This window comes from uncultured Novosphingobium sp. (assembly GCF_964277725.1).
GTDB classification, from domain to species: Bacteria; Pseudomonadota; Alphaproteobacteria; order Sphingomonadales; family Sphingomonadaceae; genus Novosphingobium; species Novosphingobium fluoreni.
The window spans coordinates 1-15,734 of sequence record NZ_CAXYKL010000059.1 but is presented as its reverse complement, the minus strand read 5'-3'; the positions used below and the strand labels follow the sequence as shown (position 1 = coordinate 15,734).

Sequence of the window (15,734 nt, the reverse complement as noted above, 5' to 3'; positions counted from 1 at the left end):
ACTTCCGCGCCGAAGCGGTTGGCGATGGCGACGGGGTAGTTGCGGCGCACCACGGTGCCGAAGTTGCCAGACGCGGCCAGCTGGTGGTGCATGCCGCCGTCGGTGATCAGGAACACCTCGCCATGGCTGACCTTGCGGTCGACGATCCGCGTCAGGTACACGCCGGCTTCGCCCACTAGATAGCGGCCCAGTTCCAGGCAGAATTCGGTGTCGCGCAGTTCATCGGGCAGCGCGGCGAACTGCGCGCCCAGCCGCTCGCCGACATGCGCCGCATCGACCGGCGTGTCGCCCGGGAAGTAGGGGATGCCCATGCCGCCGCCCAGGTTGCAATGCGGCAAGGGCAGGCCCGCCTGGCGCGTCAGTTGCGCGGCCAGGGCGATCGCCTGCGCCTGCGTATCGGCGATGGCGTCAGCGTCCAGCGCCTGGCTGCCCGCGAACAAGTGGAAGCCGCGCCACTCCGCGCCGGCCGCCACGATTTCGCGCGCCAGGGCGGGCACGCGCTCTGCATCCAGGCCGAACGGCTTGGCGCCGCCGCCCATCTTCATGCCCGAGCCCTTGAGGTCGAACGACGGGTTCACGCGGATCGCCAGGCGCGGCGTCATCCCCAGGGCGTCGGCGATGGTCAGCGCGCGGCGCGCTTCGGCCTCGCTTTCAAGGTTGAGCGTCACGCCCGCGGCGATGGCAGCCTCCAGCTCGCGGTCACGCTTGCCGGGTCCAGCGAAGCTGATCCGCGCAGAGGGCAGGCCCGCCTGCTGCACGATCGCCAGTTCTCCGCCCGAAGCGATGTCGAACCCATCGACCAGACCGGCGAACACCTCCAGCACCGGGCGGAACGGATTTGCCTTCACCGCATAATGCAGCGCCAGCCGCTCAGGCATGGCCGCGCGTACGTGCGCCACGCGCGCCCGGATCAGGTCTGCGGAATAGAGGAACAGCGGCGTCTGCCCCGCTTCCTCCACCCATTCGGTCACCGGGCGACCGGCCACCGCCAGAACGCCGTCCACGGCTTCGTATCCCGCCGGGATCGGCCCGAGCGCCTTCATGCCGCCAACTCCTGAAACAAGCCGGTGCGATCGATCTTGCCGTTGGGCCCGATCGGCATCGCCTCACGCCAGTGGATCACGCGCGGTTGCATGAAATTGGGCAAGTCTTGGGCCAGGCGCTTGGGCAAGGCCTCCTGAGCGTCGGCCATGTCGGGTGCTGCGCGCACCACCAGATGCACCGCGTGCCCCAGCCGCTCATCCGGCACGCCCAGAGCCACCGCCTCCATCACCAGACCCGTCGCCAATGCGGCCTCCTCGATTTCCTGCGGACTGATGCGGTTGCCCGCGCTCTTGATCATCGCATCGCGCCGCCCGACGAAATACAGCAACCCGTCGCCATCGCGCCGCACGCGATCGCCCGACCATACCGCCATCCCGCCATACTGCGAGACCGCCGGGGCAGGCTTGAAGCGTTCCGCCGTGCGCTGCGCATCCTGCCAGTAACCTTGCGCCACCAGCGGGCCGCAATGCACCAGTTCGCCCTCCGTGTTGTCCGCCGCCACATGGCCCGAGTCGTCGATCACCAGGATCTCGGCATGGGGAATCGCGCGCCCCATCGATGTGGGATGCGCATCGACCAGCGCCGGATCGAGGTAGGTGGAGCGGAACGCCTCGGTCAGCCCGTACATCGGGAACAGCCGCGCGGCGGGGAACAGCGCCCGCAGGCGGCGCACCAGATCGACGGTCAGCGCGCCGCCGCTGTTGGTCAGGCGGCGCAGGCCGGCGGCGCTTTGGGCGGGCCAGTCCAGCTCGGTGAGTTGTACCCAGAGCGGCGGCACGGCGGCCAGCGTGGTCACGCCGTGTTTCTCCACCGCCTTCATCACGTCACGCGGGACGAGGTAGTCCAGCGGGATCACGCAGCCGCCGGCATACCAGGTGCTGAGCAACTGGTTCTGCCCGTAATCGAACGAAAGCGGTAGCATCGCCAGCGTGCGGTCATCCGCTGCCAAGCCCAGGTACTGCGCCACGCTTTGCGCCCCCAGCCACATGTTCGCATGGCTGAGCATCACGCCTTTGGGTCGCCCGGTGGAGCCGCTGGTGTAGAGGATCGCCGCCAGCGCCTGCGGATCGCCCGAGGACGGCGGCAGGGCCTGGCCCAGCGCTTTCGCTTCCTCCAGCGCGGCGGCTTCCTCCATCACGGCGCAGGCTGTGGGCGCGTCCCCCGGCTCCAGGGTCTTGAGCCGCGCGGGCGTGCCGAGCAGCAGAGCCGCGCCGCTATCGGCCAGGATATGCGCCACTTGCGCGCGTTTGAGCAGCGGGTTCACCGGCACATGCACCAGTCCGGCGCGCGCGGCGGCGAGCGGCATCAGGCACGTCAGCTCGCCTTTCGCGGACCAGGTCGCGATGCGGGCGCCAGGTGCTGCCTGCCGCGCCAGCCAACCGGCCAACACAGCGACACGCGATCTTAAGGTCTCGTGGTTAAGCGTTTCCGCGCGCAGCACGAGTGCGGGCGCTGCGGCCTCTCCTCGCTCGGCGAGATGGTCGAGCGTCTGGCTCTGCGGGGGCATCAGGGAAACTCCGGAGATCGGCAGCAACGTGGTGAACGTCGAATATCACGACGATCTTAAGGAAGTGCAATCCGATGCCGCACTGGCGCGATTGCTCGGTACCGAAACGCAGGCCGCGCCGTTCGATCGGCTGGCGTGGTGGCAGCTGCTGGCCGAGCATTGCGATCTGCAGCCCAATCTGGCGGTGGCGCATAATGGCGCGGGGCACGCGGTGCTCGCGCTGGCCGGCTGCGGCGGACACCTGACGCAGCTATCGAACTGGTACACCTTTCGCTTTCGCCCGATCACCTCGTCCGGCGCTGAGCCGCTGCTGGACGCGCTGGCGCACGATCTTAAGCGCCGCGCCCGCCGCATCACGCTCACCGGCCTGCCGCTGGACGATGCGCAGGCGCTTTGCGCCGCGTTTCGCGGAGCGGGCTGGCTCACATCGCTGGAACAGAGCGACGTGAACCACATCCTGAACCTCTCGGGCCGGGACTATGCCGCCTATATCGCCAGCCGCCCCGGCAAGCTGCGCACCACGCTGAAGCGCAAGTCCGGCAAGGTCGCGACGCAAGTGCTGACGCACTTCGATCCCACGGTCTGGGCGGCCTACGAAGACATCTATGCGGAAAGCTGGAAGCCGGAGGAAGGCTCGCCCGCGTTCCTGCGCGCCTTTGCCGAGGCGGAGGGGGCCGCGGGCCGTCTGCGCCTCGCTGTCGCCCACGCGGCGGACGATCGCCAGGGCCCTGCCCTCGCCGCCCAGATGTGGACGGTGGAGGGCGGCACCGCCTTCATCCACAAACTGGCCCATCGCGAAAGCGCCAGGCCGCTATCCCCCGGCTCGGTGCTGAGCGCGGCGTTGTTTCAGCACGTGATCGATATGGACAAGGTGACCCTGATCGACTTCGGCACCGGGGACGATCCCTACAAGCGTGACTGGATGGAACAGGTGCGCCCGCGATACCGGCTGGATGTGCTGCGCCCCTCCGCACCGGCGAACTGGCCGGTATTGGCGCGAAAAACCCTGCGATCTCTTGCCGCACTTGCGAAGCGCGGCTAGAGCGCGCCCGTTAAAGAATAGAGCGAGAGGCCCATGTCCGACGACACCGATCTGCTGCTCCGCCGCATCCTGACCGATGTGCTGGGGCTGAAGCAGAACCAGGCCTCCGATTTCACCGAGGATACCGGGCTGTTCGGCCATTTGCCCGAACTGGACTCCATGGCGGTGGCGGGTCTGCTGACCGAGCTGGAAGACCGGCTAGACATCATGATCGACGATGACGAGATCGATGGTGAGATGCTGGAAACGTACGGCGGCCTTCTCGCCTTCGCCAAGGCCAAGCGCAAAACGGCGTGAGCGGCTCCAGCTTCCGCCTGGAAGTCCTGCTGCTTACGTTCGTCGCGTTGGCCTGACCGGCATGACTTCATGATCCCCCTCACCTGGTCCTGCCCCTTGCCCGGCGGCGGCCTGGCGCAGGAATATGCGCTGACCTTCGATCACGGCCGCGCGCGGCGCCTGCTGGTGATCCCCGCGCTGTTCGACGAGGCCAACCGCCTGCGCCGCTTCACCGTGGAAGTGATGCGCCGGCTGGACCAAGCCGGCATCGATACGCTGCTGCCCGATCTGCCCGGCACGAACGAAAGCCTGCAGCCGCTTCATCTGCTGGAACCGCAGGACTGGGCGGACGCGATGGCCGCCGCCGCGCGGTTGTTCGAAGCCACGCACGTGCTGGCGATCCGGGGCGGTTGCCTGCTGACGCCGCCCGGCGTGCCCGCGCTGCACTATGCCCCGGCGAAGGCCCCGGCGATCCTGCGCCAGATGCTGCGCGCCCGCGCGCTCGCCGTGCGGGAAGCCGGACGAGAGGAGACGCGCGAGGGCTTGATGACTCTGGCCCTGGCCGAAGGAATCGAGCTGGCCGGTTATCGGCTTGGCGCGGAATTCATCCGCCAGTTCGAAGCGCTCAATGTGGCGAACAAGGCGATCGAAATCGCGCAAGACACGATCGGCGGTTCCGGCCTGTGGCTGCGCGCCGAACCCGGCGATAGCGCGGCGCAAGCCGATGCCCTGGCGGCGGCGGTACTGGTGGCGCTGGCATGACCTTCGCTCCGTTAGCCATGCCCACCGCGCTATTTGAAATGCCCCCCTCCCCACGTGTCATGTCGCCCCCTCCGTTCGTGTCGAGCGAAGTCGATACACGCAAGCCCGGAGCACCCGTATCTCGACTGACGGTCAAAGACCGACAGTTTATCCTGAGCCTGCCGAAGGGCTCGACACGAACTCGATGGGGCTGTGCGATCAAGGGAGGCTCCCGCAGCCCCCAGGGCAGCCGCGCGTGAGGCGGCACTTTCTATTCCCTTGCGGCAGCGCGCAGCTCGTCGGCACACTCGACTCCGCGCCCGGCAAAGTCGGCCTGCTGATCGTCACCGGCGGCAATGAAACCCGATCCGGAGCCTGGGCCGGACAAGCGCAGTTCGCAGCGCAGATCGCGGCGGCGGGCTATCCGGTCCTGCGGTTCGATCGGCGCGGATGCGGCGATAGCGAGGGTGTGAATGAGGAGTTCCGCTCCGCCGCGCCCGATCTTGCCGCCGCGATCGAGGCGTTCCGCGCCGAAGCGCCGCACATCGCGCGCATCGTGGCGCTGGGCAATTGCGATGCCGCCAGCGCGCTGATGCTGTCAGGCGGCGCGGGATGCGACGGCCTTGTCCTAAGCAATCCCTGGACCTTCGAAGGCGATGCGGCGGAAGAAGCCCCGCCCGAAGCGGTGCGCAGCCACTATCGCAATCGCCTGAAAGACTTGGGCGCGATCAAGCGCCTGCTCAGCGGCAAGGTCGCGATCGGTCCGCTGGTAAAAAGCCTGCTCTCCGCCACAAAGCCAGCCCCCGCGCTCAGCACGCTGGCGCAAGACATGACCGCCGGGATCGCCGGTTTTGCCGGGCCGGTCCGTTTCCTCATCGCAGAGCGTGACCGCACCGGCCTCGCGTTCCTGTCCGCATGGGACAAAGCCGACGATCGCATCCGCCGCTGCCCCAATGCGACTCACAGCTTCGTGGAGGCGGACGCCCGCACCTGGCTGCTGGACCAGACACTCGCGGTGCTAGGGCAGGCGACCTAAGACGGCGTGGATGAATTCAAGGCTCGACGATAGTCTGCTATCGGCACGCTTATAAGGTAGGCCGAGCGGCCGAAAGCGCGAAATGCTGATGTCGCGCTATCCGGGACGAATTTCGCGATTGGGCGATCCCACCGATTCTATCGAGATCAGTCGATCCACGAAGTATTCTGAGGGGGAAGCGCTCAGGTATCCCAAACCTAACCCGAAGACGCGGTGGTAACCCTCGAACTTTACCGTATTGGCAGCGACCGGCCGGCTTCCATACTTGCTTACAAACACGCCTGACTTGCGGTTCGCTTTAATCAGCTTGCCAGCCGCGCTTGTTCCTGCGGGTAATAGGCTAGCCATGGCGCGTCCATGAACGCAGGACCGCACTCGTTTGAGATGTCTTGACCCTAGAAGAATCGCGATCCTTAAAACAGGTAAATCCTAGCTCTTTCGATTACGCGCGTGCGCTGCTGGAAGAGCACCAAAATCATCAGCGCGCCTGCCGCAACTAAAACAGCCTGCCGCCGTGAAGGCATGCCCGCGGTAATCCGCTTGGGCTGCAGCAAGGCGCAAGCTTTGTCCGACCTACAATCAAGCTCCGGGCTAATCAGCGGGCCTCGGGCATCTAAGCCTTTCTGAGAAAACCATATAAATAGTTTTGAGTATAAAATCGTATTTAGAAAGAAAATTTCACTATTTATGGGTAGAAAGGTGCCACACCAATTGCAGGGTAACGATGGTGAAGACGTTCCAGTCAAATGGCCAGAAGGCATTAGCGTTTCTAGCGGATCACCGTCTCGGTGATACGCCGCAAAACTACACTCTGGCGTATATCACCTTGAACGAGCCAAGCTCGAAGATGGCCTCCGCCGTCAAAGCAATCGCGGACGATGGTATTCGCATTCGCCAAGAAGAAGCTGATGAGATTGTCTCGATCTATGCGGGAGACAGTATCCGGCATTCAAATATAGACACCAGTACATCTCAGCAGCGCCTACAACAACAGGCGGCTCAACTTGGCGATCTGACGGCAAGTGCGGCAGCCCATTCGAAAAACTTCGCTCGTGATCTACGCACTGAGGCTGAGGCTTTAAACACAGAAGCCGTACGGACCGTCCAGATTGTTACCCGAATGATTGAGCGATCCCAGCAGGCAGAAGACAGTTTCAGGACCGCAGCCAAAGAGATAGAGGCACTCAGAGAAGAACTTGCGAGCGCTCGAGACGACGCAGAACGCGATGGTCTTACTGGCTTGCTTAACCGCCGAGGTATCGAACGGCACCTAAAAGAACTCGCCACGTCGGGATGTGACCGTACAATTGCGATGTGTGATGTAGACAGTTTCAAGTCAGTCAATGACCGATATGGCCACACTGTTGGCGATCGAGTGCTTAAGATGGTCGCAACATCACTTGCCGCTACCTGCGCGCCCAATCTAGTAGGCCGCTGGGGGGGCGAGGAATTCATTGTGGTTGTGGAGGGAAGCGCAGTTGGTGATTGCGTAGCGTTATTGGACCGCGCGAGACAAGAGTTGGCATCCCGTCGCTTTCGGCTTCGAGAAACTGACGAACCGCTAGGCCAAATTAGCTTTTCAGCAGGTGTCGCCGTCGCAACTGGCGATCACACCAATACTCCTGTTGCCTTGCATCAGGCTGACGCCGCGATGTACGAGGCAAAGCTGGCTGGACGTAACCGGGTTTGTTCTGCCTCACCTCCCATGCAATATGGAGAAACGGTACTTACGGTATAACAGTTGTTCTACTTGGTGGCTTTTCAGAAAGATGCCGAATTCGTCTGAGCCTCTAGGGTCGCATTGAGGGTGATTGGGCGTGTCCGAAAAGTCTGGCTTCAGCGAGAAATGGCGGATAACCAACCACCCGCCACGGCAGAATTTGTCCACCCACCCACGGTTCAGCCTAAGGCGCTCAAAATCAACCCGCCCGCCGCCGAAATCGCCAGGACCGCGATCAGGTTCAGCCGTGCCACGAACAGCAGCGCCGCCGCCAGGATCGCCAGTACGGCGGCTCGCCAGTCCAGCGTGGACCAGACCGGATCGTAGAGCCGCGCCGGTCCCACTCGCACTTCGTTCACGCGCGCGAACAGGACGTGCAGGGTGAACCAGACGCTCAGGTTGGCGATCACGCCGACTACGGCGGAGGTGAGCGCGGACAGGCCGCCGCTGAGAGTGCGTGCGTGCTCCAGCCGCTCTATCCACGGGGCGAAGGCGAAGATCCACAAAAAGCACGGCGCAAAGGTGACCCAGGTGGTCAGCCCCGCGCCCAGGATCCCCGCCACCATCGGGGTGAACGGCGCAGGCGCGCGGAATGCGGCAAGATAGCCCACGAACTGCGTCACCATGATCAGCGGGCCGGGCGTGGTTTCCGCCAGGCCCAGCCCGTCCGCCATCTCACCCGCGCTCAGCCAGTGGTGGCTCTGCACCGCCTCCTGCGCCATATAGGCCAGCACGGAATAGGCCCCGCCGAACGTTACGACCGCCAGCTGGGAAAAGAACACGCCGACGCGCCACAGCACGTGGTCGCTGCCCAGCCACACGAAGACCAGCGCCAGCGGCAAGGCCCAGATCGCGCCCCAGGCCAGCACCGCTTTCGCGCTGGTGCGCCAGGGTCGGCCCTGGATGGCGGGGGCCGGCCCCTTGTCCTTCAGCGCCAGCCAATCAGGGCGGACGCGCGCCACCGCCATGCCGATCGCGCCTGCCCCCAGCACCACCAGCGGAAACGGCAGGTCGAACACGAACAGCGCCACGAAGGCCGCCACGGACAGCGCCTTCTTGAAACGGGTGTTCAGCGCTCGCCCGGCGATCCGCAGCAAGGCCTGCACCACCACGGCTAGCACCGCCGCCTTGATCCCCAGGAACAGCGCGGCGAACCAACCCAGCTTCGCCGCGGAGGCATACAGCATCGACAGCGCCAGAATCACCAGCGCGCCGGGCAGCACGAACAACAGGCCCGCCACCAGCCCGCCGCGCACGCCGTGCAGCTTCCAACCGATCCACGTCGCCAGCTGCTGCGCTTCCGGTCCGGGAAGGAGGTGGCAGAAGTTCAGCGCGTGAAGATACTGCGCCTCGCTCACCCAGCGGCGTTCGTCCACCAGTTCGCGGTGCATCAGGGCGATCTGCCCGGCCGGACCGCCGAAGCTAAGAAACCCGATCCGCGCGCAAACGCGCACCAGTTCGGAAAATGGGGGGTGATAGGGAGTATCGTGTTCCAAGGAACGCCTCATGCCTTGCATCCGCGCAAAGGCGGACGACAGAAGGCAACGCTTGGGTGTTGGGCTGTACCCGCCCGACGCCTGACCGGGAGGTTGCTTGGCCCCGATCCGCTCGGTCTAGCGAGCGGGACCACGCTTGCCAAGATGGCCGGTCAAATCGACCAGGCGGCGTTTTGCAGCACGACGCGGTAGCCATCGGGATCTTCGAAGGTGCGGCCCGCTGCGTCCCAATAAGGGTTGAACGCCGGAACAGCGGCAAAACCGGCCTGCTCCATCCGGTCAACCGCCCCGCGCCATGCCTCCTTGTCCGACAGGTAGAACACCAGGAGATTGTCCTGCGTGGGCGCGCGGCCGGCGGGATGCGCCTCGGTTCGCGTGAATTCCAGATGATAGGGCGCGTCGGGATGCCCCAGCATCACGCCGTCGAAGCCGCCATGCCCATCGAAGCGATAGAGCACCTCCAGCCCCAAGCCGTCGCGATAGAATGGCAGCAGGGCATCGATATCGTCCGTCGGCCTGGCGACTCTCAACTTGGGGGGCGGCAGCTTGGGGGCCGGCATGCCCGCCCCGCCCCTACTCCGCCGCTTCCTTGGCCATTTCGTCGAACTCCTTGGCTTGCAGATAGCGCTCGGCGTCGAGGGCGGCCATGCAGCCGGTGCCGGCGGCGGTGACGGCCTGGCGGTAGGTGTGGTCCATCACGTCCCCGCAGGCGAACACGCCGGGGATGCGGGTTTTCGGCGTGCCGGGGGTGACCACCAGATAGCCGCTATCGTCGGTATCGAGCTGCCCTTCGAACAGCGACGTGGCCGGGGCATGGCCGATCGCCACGAAGGCGCCGTCGGTGGCGATCTCGCTCTTTTCGCCCGTGACGGTATCGGTGACCGCCACGGCCATCAGCTGTCCGTTCTCGGCATGGCCGACGAAGTGATCGACCGCTTTGTTCCACACCACCTTCACGTTGGGATGCGCAAACAGGCGGTCCTGCAGGATACGCTCCGCCCGCAGCGAATCGCGGCGGTGGATCAGGGTGACGTCTTGCGAGTGGTTGGTGAGGTACAGCGCTTCCTCCACCGCGGTGTTGCCGCCGCCGATCACCACAACCTTCTTGCCGCGATAGAAGAACCCGTCGCACGTGGCGCAGGCGGAAACGCCCTTGCCCGAAAGCTCCATCTCTCCCGGAACGCCCAGCCATTTGGCCTGCGCGCCGGTGGCTATCACCAGCGTTTCGCCTTCGTAGATGTCACCGCCATCGCCCACGGCGCGGAACACGCCGCCGTTGGCATCGGCATCCAGATCGACCGAGACGATCGTATCCCAAAGCATCCGCGTGCCGACATGGACGGCCTGCGCCTCCATCTCCTGCATCAGCCACGGGCCCTGGATCACGTCGCGAAAGCCGGGATAGTTTTCCACGTCGGTGGTGATCGTCAGCTGCCCGCCGGGCTGCAGGCCCTGCACCACGATCGGCTTCATCCCCGCGCGCGCGCCATAGATCGCGGCGGACAGGCCGGCCGGGCCGGAACCGATGATGAGCATGCGGGTGGTGTGCGTCGTCATGAAAATACCTCCGGCGACCCAGATAGCGATTGCCGCGCCAGATAGCGAGATCACCGCCTGGTTGCAAAGGCGGGTTGCGAAGGCGGGCCGTGCCTGTTCCGATGGATACCTCTCTGGTTGACCTGACGCGCCATCGCCGCCAATCGATCCGAATGGAAAATCTGTCCGGCCCCACATCGAACGCTTTCATTTCACAGCGCCTGCGGATGAACTACGTGGATTGGGGCAATCCCGATGCGCCGCCGCTGATCCTGCAGCACGGCGGGCGCGATCACTGCCGCAGCTGGGACTGGGTGGCAGAAGCCCTGCGGCACGATTGGCATGTTATCGCCCCGGACTTGCGCGGCCATGGCGATAGCCAGTGGTCCCCGGAAGGCAACTACGCGATGGACGCCTTCGTCTATGACTTCGCGCAACTGGTGGACACGCTGGGCTACGATCAGGTCACGATCGTGGGCCATTCGCTGGGCGGCAATATCTCCACGCGCTTTGCCGGGCTCTATCCGGAAAAGGTGCGCAAGCTGGTGAATATCGAAGGGCTGGGGCCGGTATCCACCAACCCCAGGCCGACGATGGAAGATCTGCACAAGTGGATCGAGGCCAAGCGCCAGTCCGCCTCACGCACGCCCAAGCGTTATTCGCGGCCCGAAGATGCCTATCTGCGCATGAAGTCCGAAAATGCGTTCTTGTCCGATAATCAGGCGCGGCACCTCACCACGCATGGCATTCAACGCAACGAGGACGGCACGTATAGCTGGAAGTTCGACAACTATCTGAACATTTGGGGCGCAGTGGACATATCGTTCGCCGAAAAGACGCGACTGTGGTCCTCGGTGACGTGCCCGGTCCTGATGCTGTGGGGAAATCGCAGTTTTGCGTCAAACCCTGCCACAGACGGTAGGCTGCAATACTTCAGGGATGTAAAGCTTATCGAGTATCCCGACGCGGGACACTGGTTGCATCATGACCAGACCGCGCGTTTCCTAGAAGATGTGTCCGCGTTTCTTTAAGAACAACGGACTGTCAAAAGAGAAGGCGATCAGATCAGAAAGGCTAAAGCCACTCCAACCCAGCAGGCCGCGCTCATCATGATGGCGAGCACAAAGCCGCGGGGATTGTGCAATTCAATGTGCGGTTCGGCGGCACCGAACGGAGAACGGTGATGGTCACGGGCGACAACTGACTCAGCAGGGGCGGTGAGACCTCTGAATTGGTTGTATTGCATCCTCTTCCTCTTTCACGTCCTAAACGAGTCTGTCCTCTATTTGTCTCAATTCAACGCCAGGTCACTCGGCTTGTTCCACCCACAGTAATCGTAAGAAGTCAAAAATCCTTTAATTACCCGCCCATTAATCGTGGAAATCCGGGAATTTCCGCGGTTTTCAGTCTCATCGGGTCATTTCCGACAGTCGCGTGACACGCTCGGTTGGCCGCTGGACGCATCGGATTGTCCTTTTGCGGCCAGAGGGGTTAGAATGCAGATCATGGTTTGCGCGCCAACCCTCAAACTCAAGCTGCAGCTCCTGTGCGGAGAAGAGATCGCGATGGGGCCCGGGAAGGCGGACTTGCTGGACGCGATCGCCGCGCACGGCTCGATCTCGGCCGCCGCGCGCGCCATGGACATGAGCTATCGCCGGGCGTGGCTGCTGGTCGATGCGATGAACCGCTGCTGGGTTTCGCCACTGGTGGAAACCTCCCCCGGCCGCGCCAAGAGCGGGGGCGCGCGTCTGACGCCGGCGGGCGTCCAGGCCCTGGCGGACTATCGCAGCTTGCAAGCCGCTGCAGCCGATGCCGTGGGTGGGCCTTTGCTCACTGCGTTGCTGGCGAACCTGGCGGACGAACCGCGCCCCCGCGCCGCATCGAAATAGTGCCCCGCCCGCGCGGAGCGATATGTCGCCCCGCCTGAACACGACGAACCGATCGATAGTCTTGAGACCTTGTTAACCGCGCCGGTCCTATCGCACAAAAATGCACCGCCCGGATTTTTCCAAGTTGCTGCTATCTGGCAAGGGCGATCGCGCGGACCCCATCGAAGCACGGACGGCGCAGCGCCCCGTGGCCGAAAGATCCGCCCTGCATTTCGGCACCTTGAGCGCGCGGATCGCCACGATCCTGGCCGTGATGTTCGGCCTGCTCGTCTGCACGCTGGTGCTGCTGTTCACGGCCGGAGTGCTGCGGATCGACGCAGAGGTCATCGGCGGCACCGTGGCCGAATTCGGACTGCTGCTGATTGTCATCGGCATCGCCGAACTGGTGATGGTGCTGGGCCTGGGCGTGGCACTGGCGCGCACCATCACGCGCCCGCTGGCGGATCTTGTGCGCGCCACGCGTAACCTGGCGCGTGGCCGCAAGACGCGCGTCTCGGTGCAATCAGGCGATGAAGTGGGTCAGTTGGCGCAAAGCTTCAACACGATGGTGGATGCGATCGAGGCGCGAGAGCAGCGTATCTCCCATGCCGCCTTGCACGATGCCCTGACCGGCCTGCCCAATCGCAAGTATTTCGTCGAGCAGCTGGACCAGGCGCTGCAACGCCGGCGCGCCGGTCGCCGCGTGCTGGTGGCCTACATCGACCTCGATGACTTCAAGATGGTCAACGACACGCTGGGCCACGCCGCGGGTGACCGACTGCTGTGCGATGTCGCCGCGCGGCTGCAGGGGGAGATGCCCGACGGCCTGATCGCGCGGCTGAGCGGGGACGAATTCGCCGCGATGATCCCCGGCCTGCCTGACGATGCGGACCTTGCCGCGATCGGCATTCGGCTGCAGAGTTGCTTTGCGCAGGACATCCTGCTGGATGGTCGCAAGGCCGCCACCTCCGCCAGCATCGGTATCGCCGTCGCGCCCGAGGACGGCACCGATGGGCTGACCTTGCTCAAGAACGCGGACCTCGCGCTGTATCGCGCCAAGGAGCAGGGCAAGGCGGGCCACCACTTCTTCGAGACCGCGCTGGACGAGCTGGCCCAGCATCGCCGCCAGTTGGAAACGGACTTGCGCGCCGCGATCCGCGATGGTGGCTTCGACCTGCACTTCCAGCCGCTCTACAGCCTGACCGAGGAGCGCCTCACCGCGTTCGAGGCGCTGGTGCGCTGGCCGCACCCGACGCTGGGCCTGGTCGCCCCGAATGACTTCATCCCGCTGGCCGAGGAGACCGGCCTGATGACCCAGATCGGCGAGTGGGTAATGCGTGAGGCGTGCCGCCAGGCGATGGCGTGGCCCGAGCCGCTGTCAGTCGCGGTGAACTTGTCGTCCAAGCAGTTCCTCACCCCTGCCCTGCCCGCGATGGTGGTGCAGGCGCTCGCCATGTCGGGCCTGCCGCCCCAGCGACTGGAGGTGGAGATCACCGAAGGCGTGTTCGCCGCCAATGTCGACAAGACGCTGGAGACCCTGCACGCCCTCCAGGGCCTGGGCGTGCGCATCACGCTGGACGATTTCGGCACCGGCTATACCTCGCTGGGCCACTTGCGGCTGTTCCCGTTCAACAAGCTGAAGATCGATCAGAGCTTCGTTCACGACCTGGCCCCCACCGGCAACGCGCACGCGGTGATCCGCGCCATCGTCACCCTGGCCGACGCGCTGGGGATCGAGACGCTGGCCGAAGGGGTGGAGGAGACCGCCCAGCTGGACGTGCTGCGCCAGGAGGGTTGCCAGCAGATCCAGGGCTACCTCCTCAGCCGACCCATCGCGGGGGAGGACGTGGCCACCTTCATCCGCGAACAGCGCGCCCGCGCCCACGTGATCCGCCTCAGGGCCTGAGGGATCGGGAGCCCTGGACCCGAACCGCGCGTCCATGCGTTAGGCGCGGCATGGCGCACAAGAAGCCCAACCTCCCCACCAAGACCTGCCCCGCCTGCCAGCGCCCCTTCGCCTGGCGCAAGAAGTGGGAACGGGACTGGGACAACGTGAAGTTCTGCTCAGAGCGCTGCCGCCGCGCCAAGGCCAGCGCCTCGCCCAGCGTGTAGCGCCGCAACGAAACCGGAACTGTCCTACAGCCCCCGTGCTGCGTTAGGGTGCCGCCCGTTCGCCCACGGGAGCCCCGCCATGATCGACAAGTCCCACACCCCCGACCGTGCCGCCTCCGCCCGCGCTACCTCCGCCGGCCGAGGCAAGGCCCGCGCCGCCCTGCCCGCTTTCACCCCCGTCCCGCGCCAGACCTCCCGGCACGACGGCTGGACACCCCAGCGCCAGCAAGGCTTCATCGAGGCGCTGGCCGACACCGGCAGCGTCAAGGCCGCCGCCCACGCGGTGAACATGACGCCGGAGGGCGCCTACGTCCTGCGGCGCCACCCCGAGGCGGAGAGCTTCCGCAAGGCCTGGGAGGCCGCCCTCGCGCTCGGCGTGCAGCGGCTGGAGGATGTCGCGTTGGAGCGCGCCCTCCACGGCATCGAGGTGCCGGTCTATTCCTACGGCAAGATCATCGGCACCCGCCGCGTCTATAACGACCGGCTGCTGATGTTCATCCTCAAGAACCGGGCGGGAAAGCGCTTCGGCGGCGGCACCGGCGTGCGCACCGGCAAGGACGCCGCCGGCCGCTCGCAGCAGGAGCGCCTCAAGCGTCAGTGGCGCAAGGAGTGGGAGGCCGAACAGGCCGCCGAGAGCGCCGCCAGCGCGGCCGAGGCGATTAAGACCATCAACGCCCGCATCATGGCCCTGGGCGAGCACAAACGTGCCCGCTCAAGCCCCCGAACCCTCCGCCTCCAAGAGCTCTTGCGCGCCAGCGAGGCCGCCGATGAAGCCCGGTGGCATGCGCGGGGGTCGGTGCTGCTGGATCAGCGGGAGGAGGATGAGGAGGATTGAGGGGACGTTTGCGGAGACGCTGCAGGTGCTGGTGGCGACGGTGCGCGATTGGTAGCAGCACCGGCGCTTGCCGGATGCGCCGCTGCGGACGTCGCTGGGGATGGTGGCTGCTGACTTGATTGAGGCACTTTTGGGCGAACAAAATACTGAAAATGCGGCTCTACCGCTTGATGCAAGCTAACCCGCATAAGCAAAGTAGATTTTGCCTCGCGCTATATCGATAACGGTAACGCTTCCTCCGCGTTCGTACTTGTAAAACGAACCCGGCTTTTGAATGGCATCGTTGAACTCTCTGTCGACTCCTTTTTCTATTGGTATTGAGAAACCGTACTTGTCGAGATACTCCTGAAGCGATGCTCCATGAGGGATGCCTTTCTTTAGGTCCTCTCCCCCATGCTGGACTTGTAACGGTTTTGCGCCGGTCACCTGAGCGATTAGAGCTCGCAACAGGAGACCTACGAGATGATCAAGCACACAGAAGAGTTCAAGCAGGAGGCGGTGCGCATCGCGCTGACCAGCGG

The 15,734-nt window shown here is 64.8% G+C and carries 17 protein-coding genes; 10 read left to right on the top strand and 7 right to left on the bottom strand.

Annotated features, from left to right (window positions below; translation table 11 throughout):
• The coding region (locus tag ACHWRX_RS03710; protein ID WP_394658132.1) for an alanine racemase at nucleotides 1–1,043 on the bottom strand (1,043 nt) is incomplete at its 3' end.
• Nucleotides 1,040–2,551 carry an acyl-CoA ligase (AMP-forming), exosortase A system-associated gene (locus ACHWRX_RS03705; protein ID WP_394658131.1) on the bottom strand — a complete coding sequence of 504 codons (1,512 nt, stop codon included), beginning with the start codon at nucleotides 2,549–2,551 and terminating at the stop codon, nucleotides 1,040–1,042. The genes ACHWRX_RS03710 and ACHWRX_RS03705, both read right to left, overlap by 4 nt.
• Before the next feature lie 28 nt (nucleotides 2,552–2,579).
• Between ACHWRX_RS03705 and ACHWRX_RS03700 the strand changes: the two genes are divergently transcribed.
• From ACHWRX_RS03700 to ACHWRX_RS03680, 5 genes are all read left to right on the top strand, one after another.
• Nucleotides 2,580–3,593 carry a GNAT family N-acetyltransferase gene (locus ACHWRX_RS03700; protein ID WP_394658130.1) on the top strand — a complete coding sequence of 338 codons (1,014 nt, stop codon included), beginning with the start codon at nucleotides 2,580–2,582 and terminating at the stop codon, nucleotides 3,591–3,593.
• A gap of 33 nt (nucleotides 3,594–3,626) precedes the next feature.
• Nucleotides 3,627–3,890 carry a phosphopantetheine-binding protein gene (locus ACHWRX_RS03695; protein ID WP_058735974.1) on the top strand — a complete coding sequence of 88 codons (264 nt, stop codon included), beginning with the start codon at nucleotides 3,627–3,629 and terminating at the stop codon, nucleotides 3,888–3,890.
• Between the two features lie 69 nt (nucleotides 3,891–3,959).
• The gene (locus tag ACHWRX_RS03690; RefSeq protein ID WP_394658129.1) at nucleotides 3,960–4,631 is read left to right on the top strand and encodes a hypothetical protein; all 672 of its coding nucleotides are present in this window, start codon (nucleotides 3,960–3,962) and stop codon (nucleotides 4,629–4,631) included.
• 235 nt (nucleotides 4,632–4,866) lie between these two features.
• The gene (locus ACHWRX_RS03685; RefSeq protein ID WP_394658128.1) at nucleotides 4,867–5,646 is read left to right on the top strand and encodes a hydrolase 1, exosortase A system-associated; all 780 of its coding nucleotides are present in this window, start codon (nucleotides 4,867–4,869) and stop codon (nucleotides 5,644–5,646) included.
• A 724-nt stretch (nucleotides 5,647–6,370) separates the two neighbouring features.
• A complete protein-coding gene (locus ACHWRX_RS03680) occupies nucleotides 6,371–7,384 on the top strand; it encodes a GGDEF domain-containing protein (RefSeq protein WP_394658127.1) in 1,014 nt (337 codons plus the stop codon).
• A gap of 161 nt (nucleotides 7,385–7,545) precedes the next feature.
• Here the strand turns inward: ACHWRX_RS03680 and chrA are convergent, their stop codons facing one another.
• The 3 genes from chrA to trxB form a co-directional block, all read right to left on the bottom strand.
• Nucleotides 7,546–8,874, bottom strand: coding sequence for a chromate efflux transporter (gene chrA / locus ACHWRX_RS03675; RefSeq protein ID WP_394658126.1), 1,329 nt, complete (start codon nucleotides 8,872–8,874; stop codon nucleotides 7,546–7,548).
• A gap of 140 nt (nucleotides 8,875–9,014) precedes the next feature.
• Nucleotides 9,015–9,422 (bottom strand): VOC family protein, encoded by a 408-nt coding sequence (locus ACHWRX_RS03670; RefSeq protein WP_394658125.1) that lies wholly within the window; start codon nucleotides 9,420–9,422, stop codon nucleotides 9,015–9,017.
• A 13-nt stretch (nucleotides 9,423–9,435) separates the two neighbouring features.
• Nucleotides 9,436–10,419, bottom strand: coding sequence for a thioredoxin-disulfide reductase (gene trxB, locus ACHWRX_RS03665; protein WP_058736113.1), 984 nt, complete (start codon nucleotides 10,417–10,419; stop codon nucleotides 9,436–9,438).
• A gap of 152 nt (nucleotides 10,420–10,571) precedes the next feature.
• On the opposite strand from trxB, the gene ACHWRX_RS03660 reads away from it, so the two are divergent.
• Nucleotides 10,572–11,429 carry an alpha/beta fold hydrolase gene (locus ACHWRX_RS03660; RefSeq protein ID WP_394658134.1) on the top strand — a complete coding sequence of 286 codons (858 nt, stop codon included), beginning with the start codon at nucleotides 10,572–10,574 and terminating at the stop codon, nucleotides 11,427–11,429.
• 29 nt (nucleotides 11,430–11,458) lie between these two features.
• Here the strand turns inward: ACHWRX_RS03660 and ACHWRX_RS03655 are convergent, their stop codons facing one another.
• Entirely contained in the window at nucleotides 11,459–11,644 is a 186-nt protein-coding gene (locus ACHWRX_RS03655) for a hypothetical protein (RefSeq protein WP_153000863.1), read from the bottom strand.
• A 259-nt stretch (nucleotides 11,645–11,903) separates the two neighbouring features.
• Between ACHWRX_RS03655 and ACHWRX_RS03650 the strand changes: the two genes are divergently transcribed.
• From ACHWRX_RS03650 to ACHWRX_RS03635, 4 genes are all read left to right on the top strand, one after another.
• Nucleotides 11,904–12,287, top strand: coding sequence for a winged helix-turn-helix domain-containing protein (locus ACHWRX_RS03650; RefSeq protein WP_394658133.1), 384 nt, complete (start codon nucleotides 11,904–11,906; stop codon nucleotides 12,285–12,287).
• A 100-nt stretch (nucleotides 12,288–12,387) separates the two neighbouring features.
• Nucleotides 12,388–14,172 (top strand): putative bifunctional diguanylate cyclase/phosphodiesterase, encoded by a 1,785-nt coding sequence (locus tag ACHWRX_RS03645; protein WP_394658124.1) that lies wholly within the window; start codon nucleotides 12,388–12,390, stop codon nucleotides 14,170–14,172.
• A gap of 50 nt (nucleotides 14,173–14,222) precedes the next feature.
• Nucleotides 14,223–14,378 (top strand): DUF2256 domain-containing protein, encoded by a 156-nt coding sequence (locus ACHWRX_RS03640; protein WP_183616819.1) that lies wholly within the window; start codon nucleotides 14,223–14,225, stop codon nucleotides 14,376–14,378.
• Between the two features lie 79 nt (nucleotides 14,379–14,457).
• Nucleotides 14,458–15,213 carry a hypothetical protein gene (locus ACHWRX_RS03635; RefSeq protein ID WP_394658123.1) on the top strand — a complete coding sequence of 252 codons (756 nt, stop codon included), beginning with the start codon at nucleotides 14,458–14,460 and terminating at the stop codon, nucleotides 15,211–15,213.
• Nucleotides 15,214–15,390: 177 nt separating this feature from the next.
• Here ACHWRX_RS03635 and ACHWRX_RS03630 read toward each other — a convergent pair.
• On the bottom strand, nucleotides 15,391–15,734 hold a 344-nt coding region (locus ACHWRX_RS03630), incomplete at its 5' end, for a hypothetical protein (RefSeq protein ID WP_394658122.1).

What these genes read in the sequence shown, in the direction of transcription:
- ACHWRX_RS03655 (WP_153000863.1), bottom strand. Translation starts at nt 11,644, where the DNA reads ATGCAATACAACCAATTCAGAGGTCTCACCGCCCCTGCTGAGTCAGTT.
- trxB (WP_058736113.1), bottom strand. Translation starts at nt 10,419, where the DNA reads ATGACGACGCACACCACCCGCATGCTCATCATCGGTTCCGGCCCGGCC.
- ACHWRX_RS03650 (WP_394658133.1), top strand. Translation starts at nt 11,904, where the DNA reads ATGGTTTGCGCGCCAACCCTCAAACTCAAGCTGCAGCTCCTGTGCGGA.
- ACHWRX_RS03670 (WP_394658125.1), bottom strand. Translation starts at nt 9,422, where the DNA reads ATGCCGGCCCCCAAGCTGCCGCCCCCCAAGTTGAGAGTCGCCAGGCCG.
- ACHWRX_RS03705 (WP_394658131.1), bottom strand. Translation starts at nt 2,551, where the DNA reads ATGCCCCCGCAGAGCCAGACGCTCGACCATCTCGCCGAGCGAGGAGAG.
- ACHWRX_RS03660 (WP_394658134.1), top strand. Translation starts at nt 10,572, where the DNA reads ATGGAAAATCTGTCCGGCCCCACATCGAACGCTTTCATTTCACAGCGC.
- ACHWRX_RS03635 (WP_394658123.1), top strand. Translation starts at nt 14,458, where the DNA reads ATGATCGACAAGTCCCACACCCCCGACCGTGCCGCCTCCGCCCGCGCT.
- ACHWRX_RS03690 (WP_394658129.1), top strand. Translation starts at nt 3,960, where the DNA reads ATGATCCCCCTCACCTGGTCCTGCCCCTTGCCCGGCGGCGGCCTGGCG.
- ACHWRX_RS03695 (WP_058735974.1), top strand. Translation starts at nt 3,627, where the DNA reads ATGTCCGACGACACCGATCTGCTGCTCCGCCGCATCCTGACCGATGTG.
- chrA (WP_394658126.1), bottom strand. Translation starts at nt 8,874, where the DNA reads ATGAGGCGTTCCTTGGAACACGATACTCCCTATCACCCCCCATTTTCC.
- ACHWRX_RS03645 (WP_394658124.1), top strand. Translation starts at nt 12,388, where the DNA reads ATGCACCGCCCGGATTTTTCCAAGTTGCTGCTATCTGGCAAGGGCGAT.
- ACHWRX_RS03680 (WP_394658127.1), top strand. Translation starts at nt 6,371, where the DNA reads ATGGTGAAGACGTTCCAGTCAAATGGCCAGAAGGCATTAGCGTTTCTA.
- ACHWRX_RS03640 (WP_183616819.1), top strand. Translation starts at nt 14,223, where the DNA reads ATGGCGCACAAGAAGCCCAACCTCCCCACCAAGACCTGCCCCGCCTGC.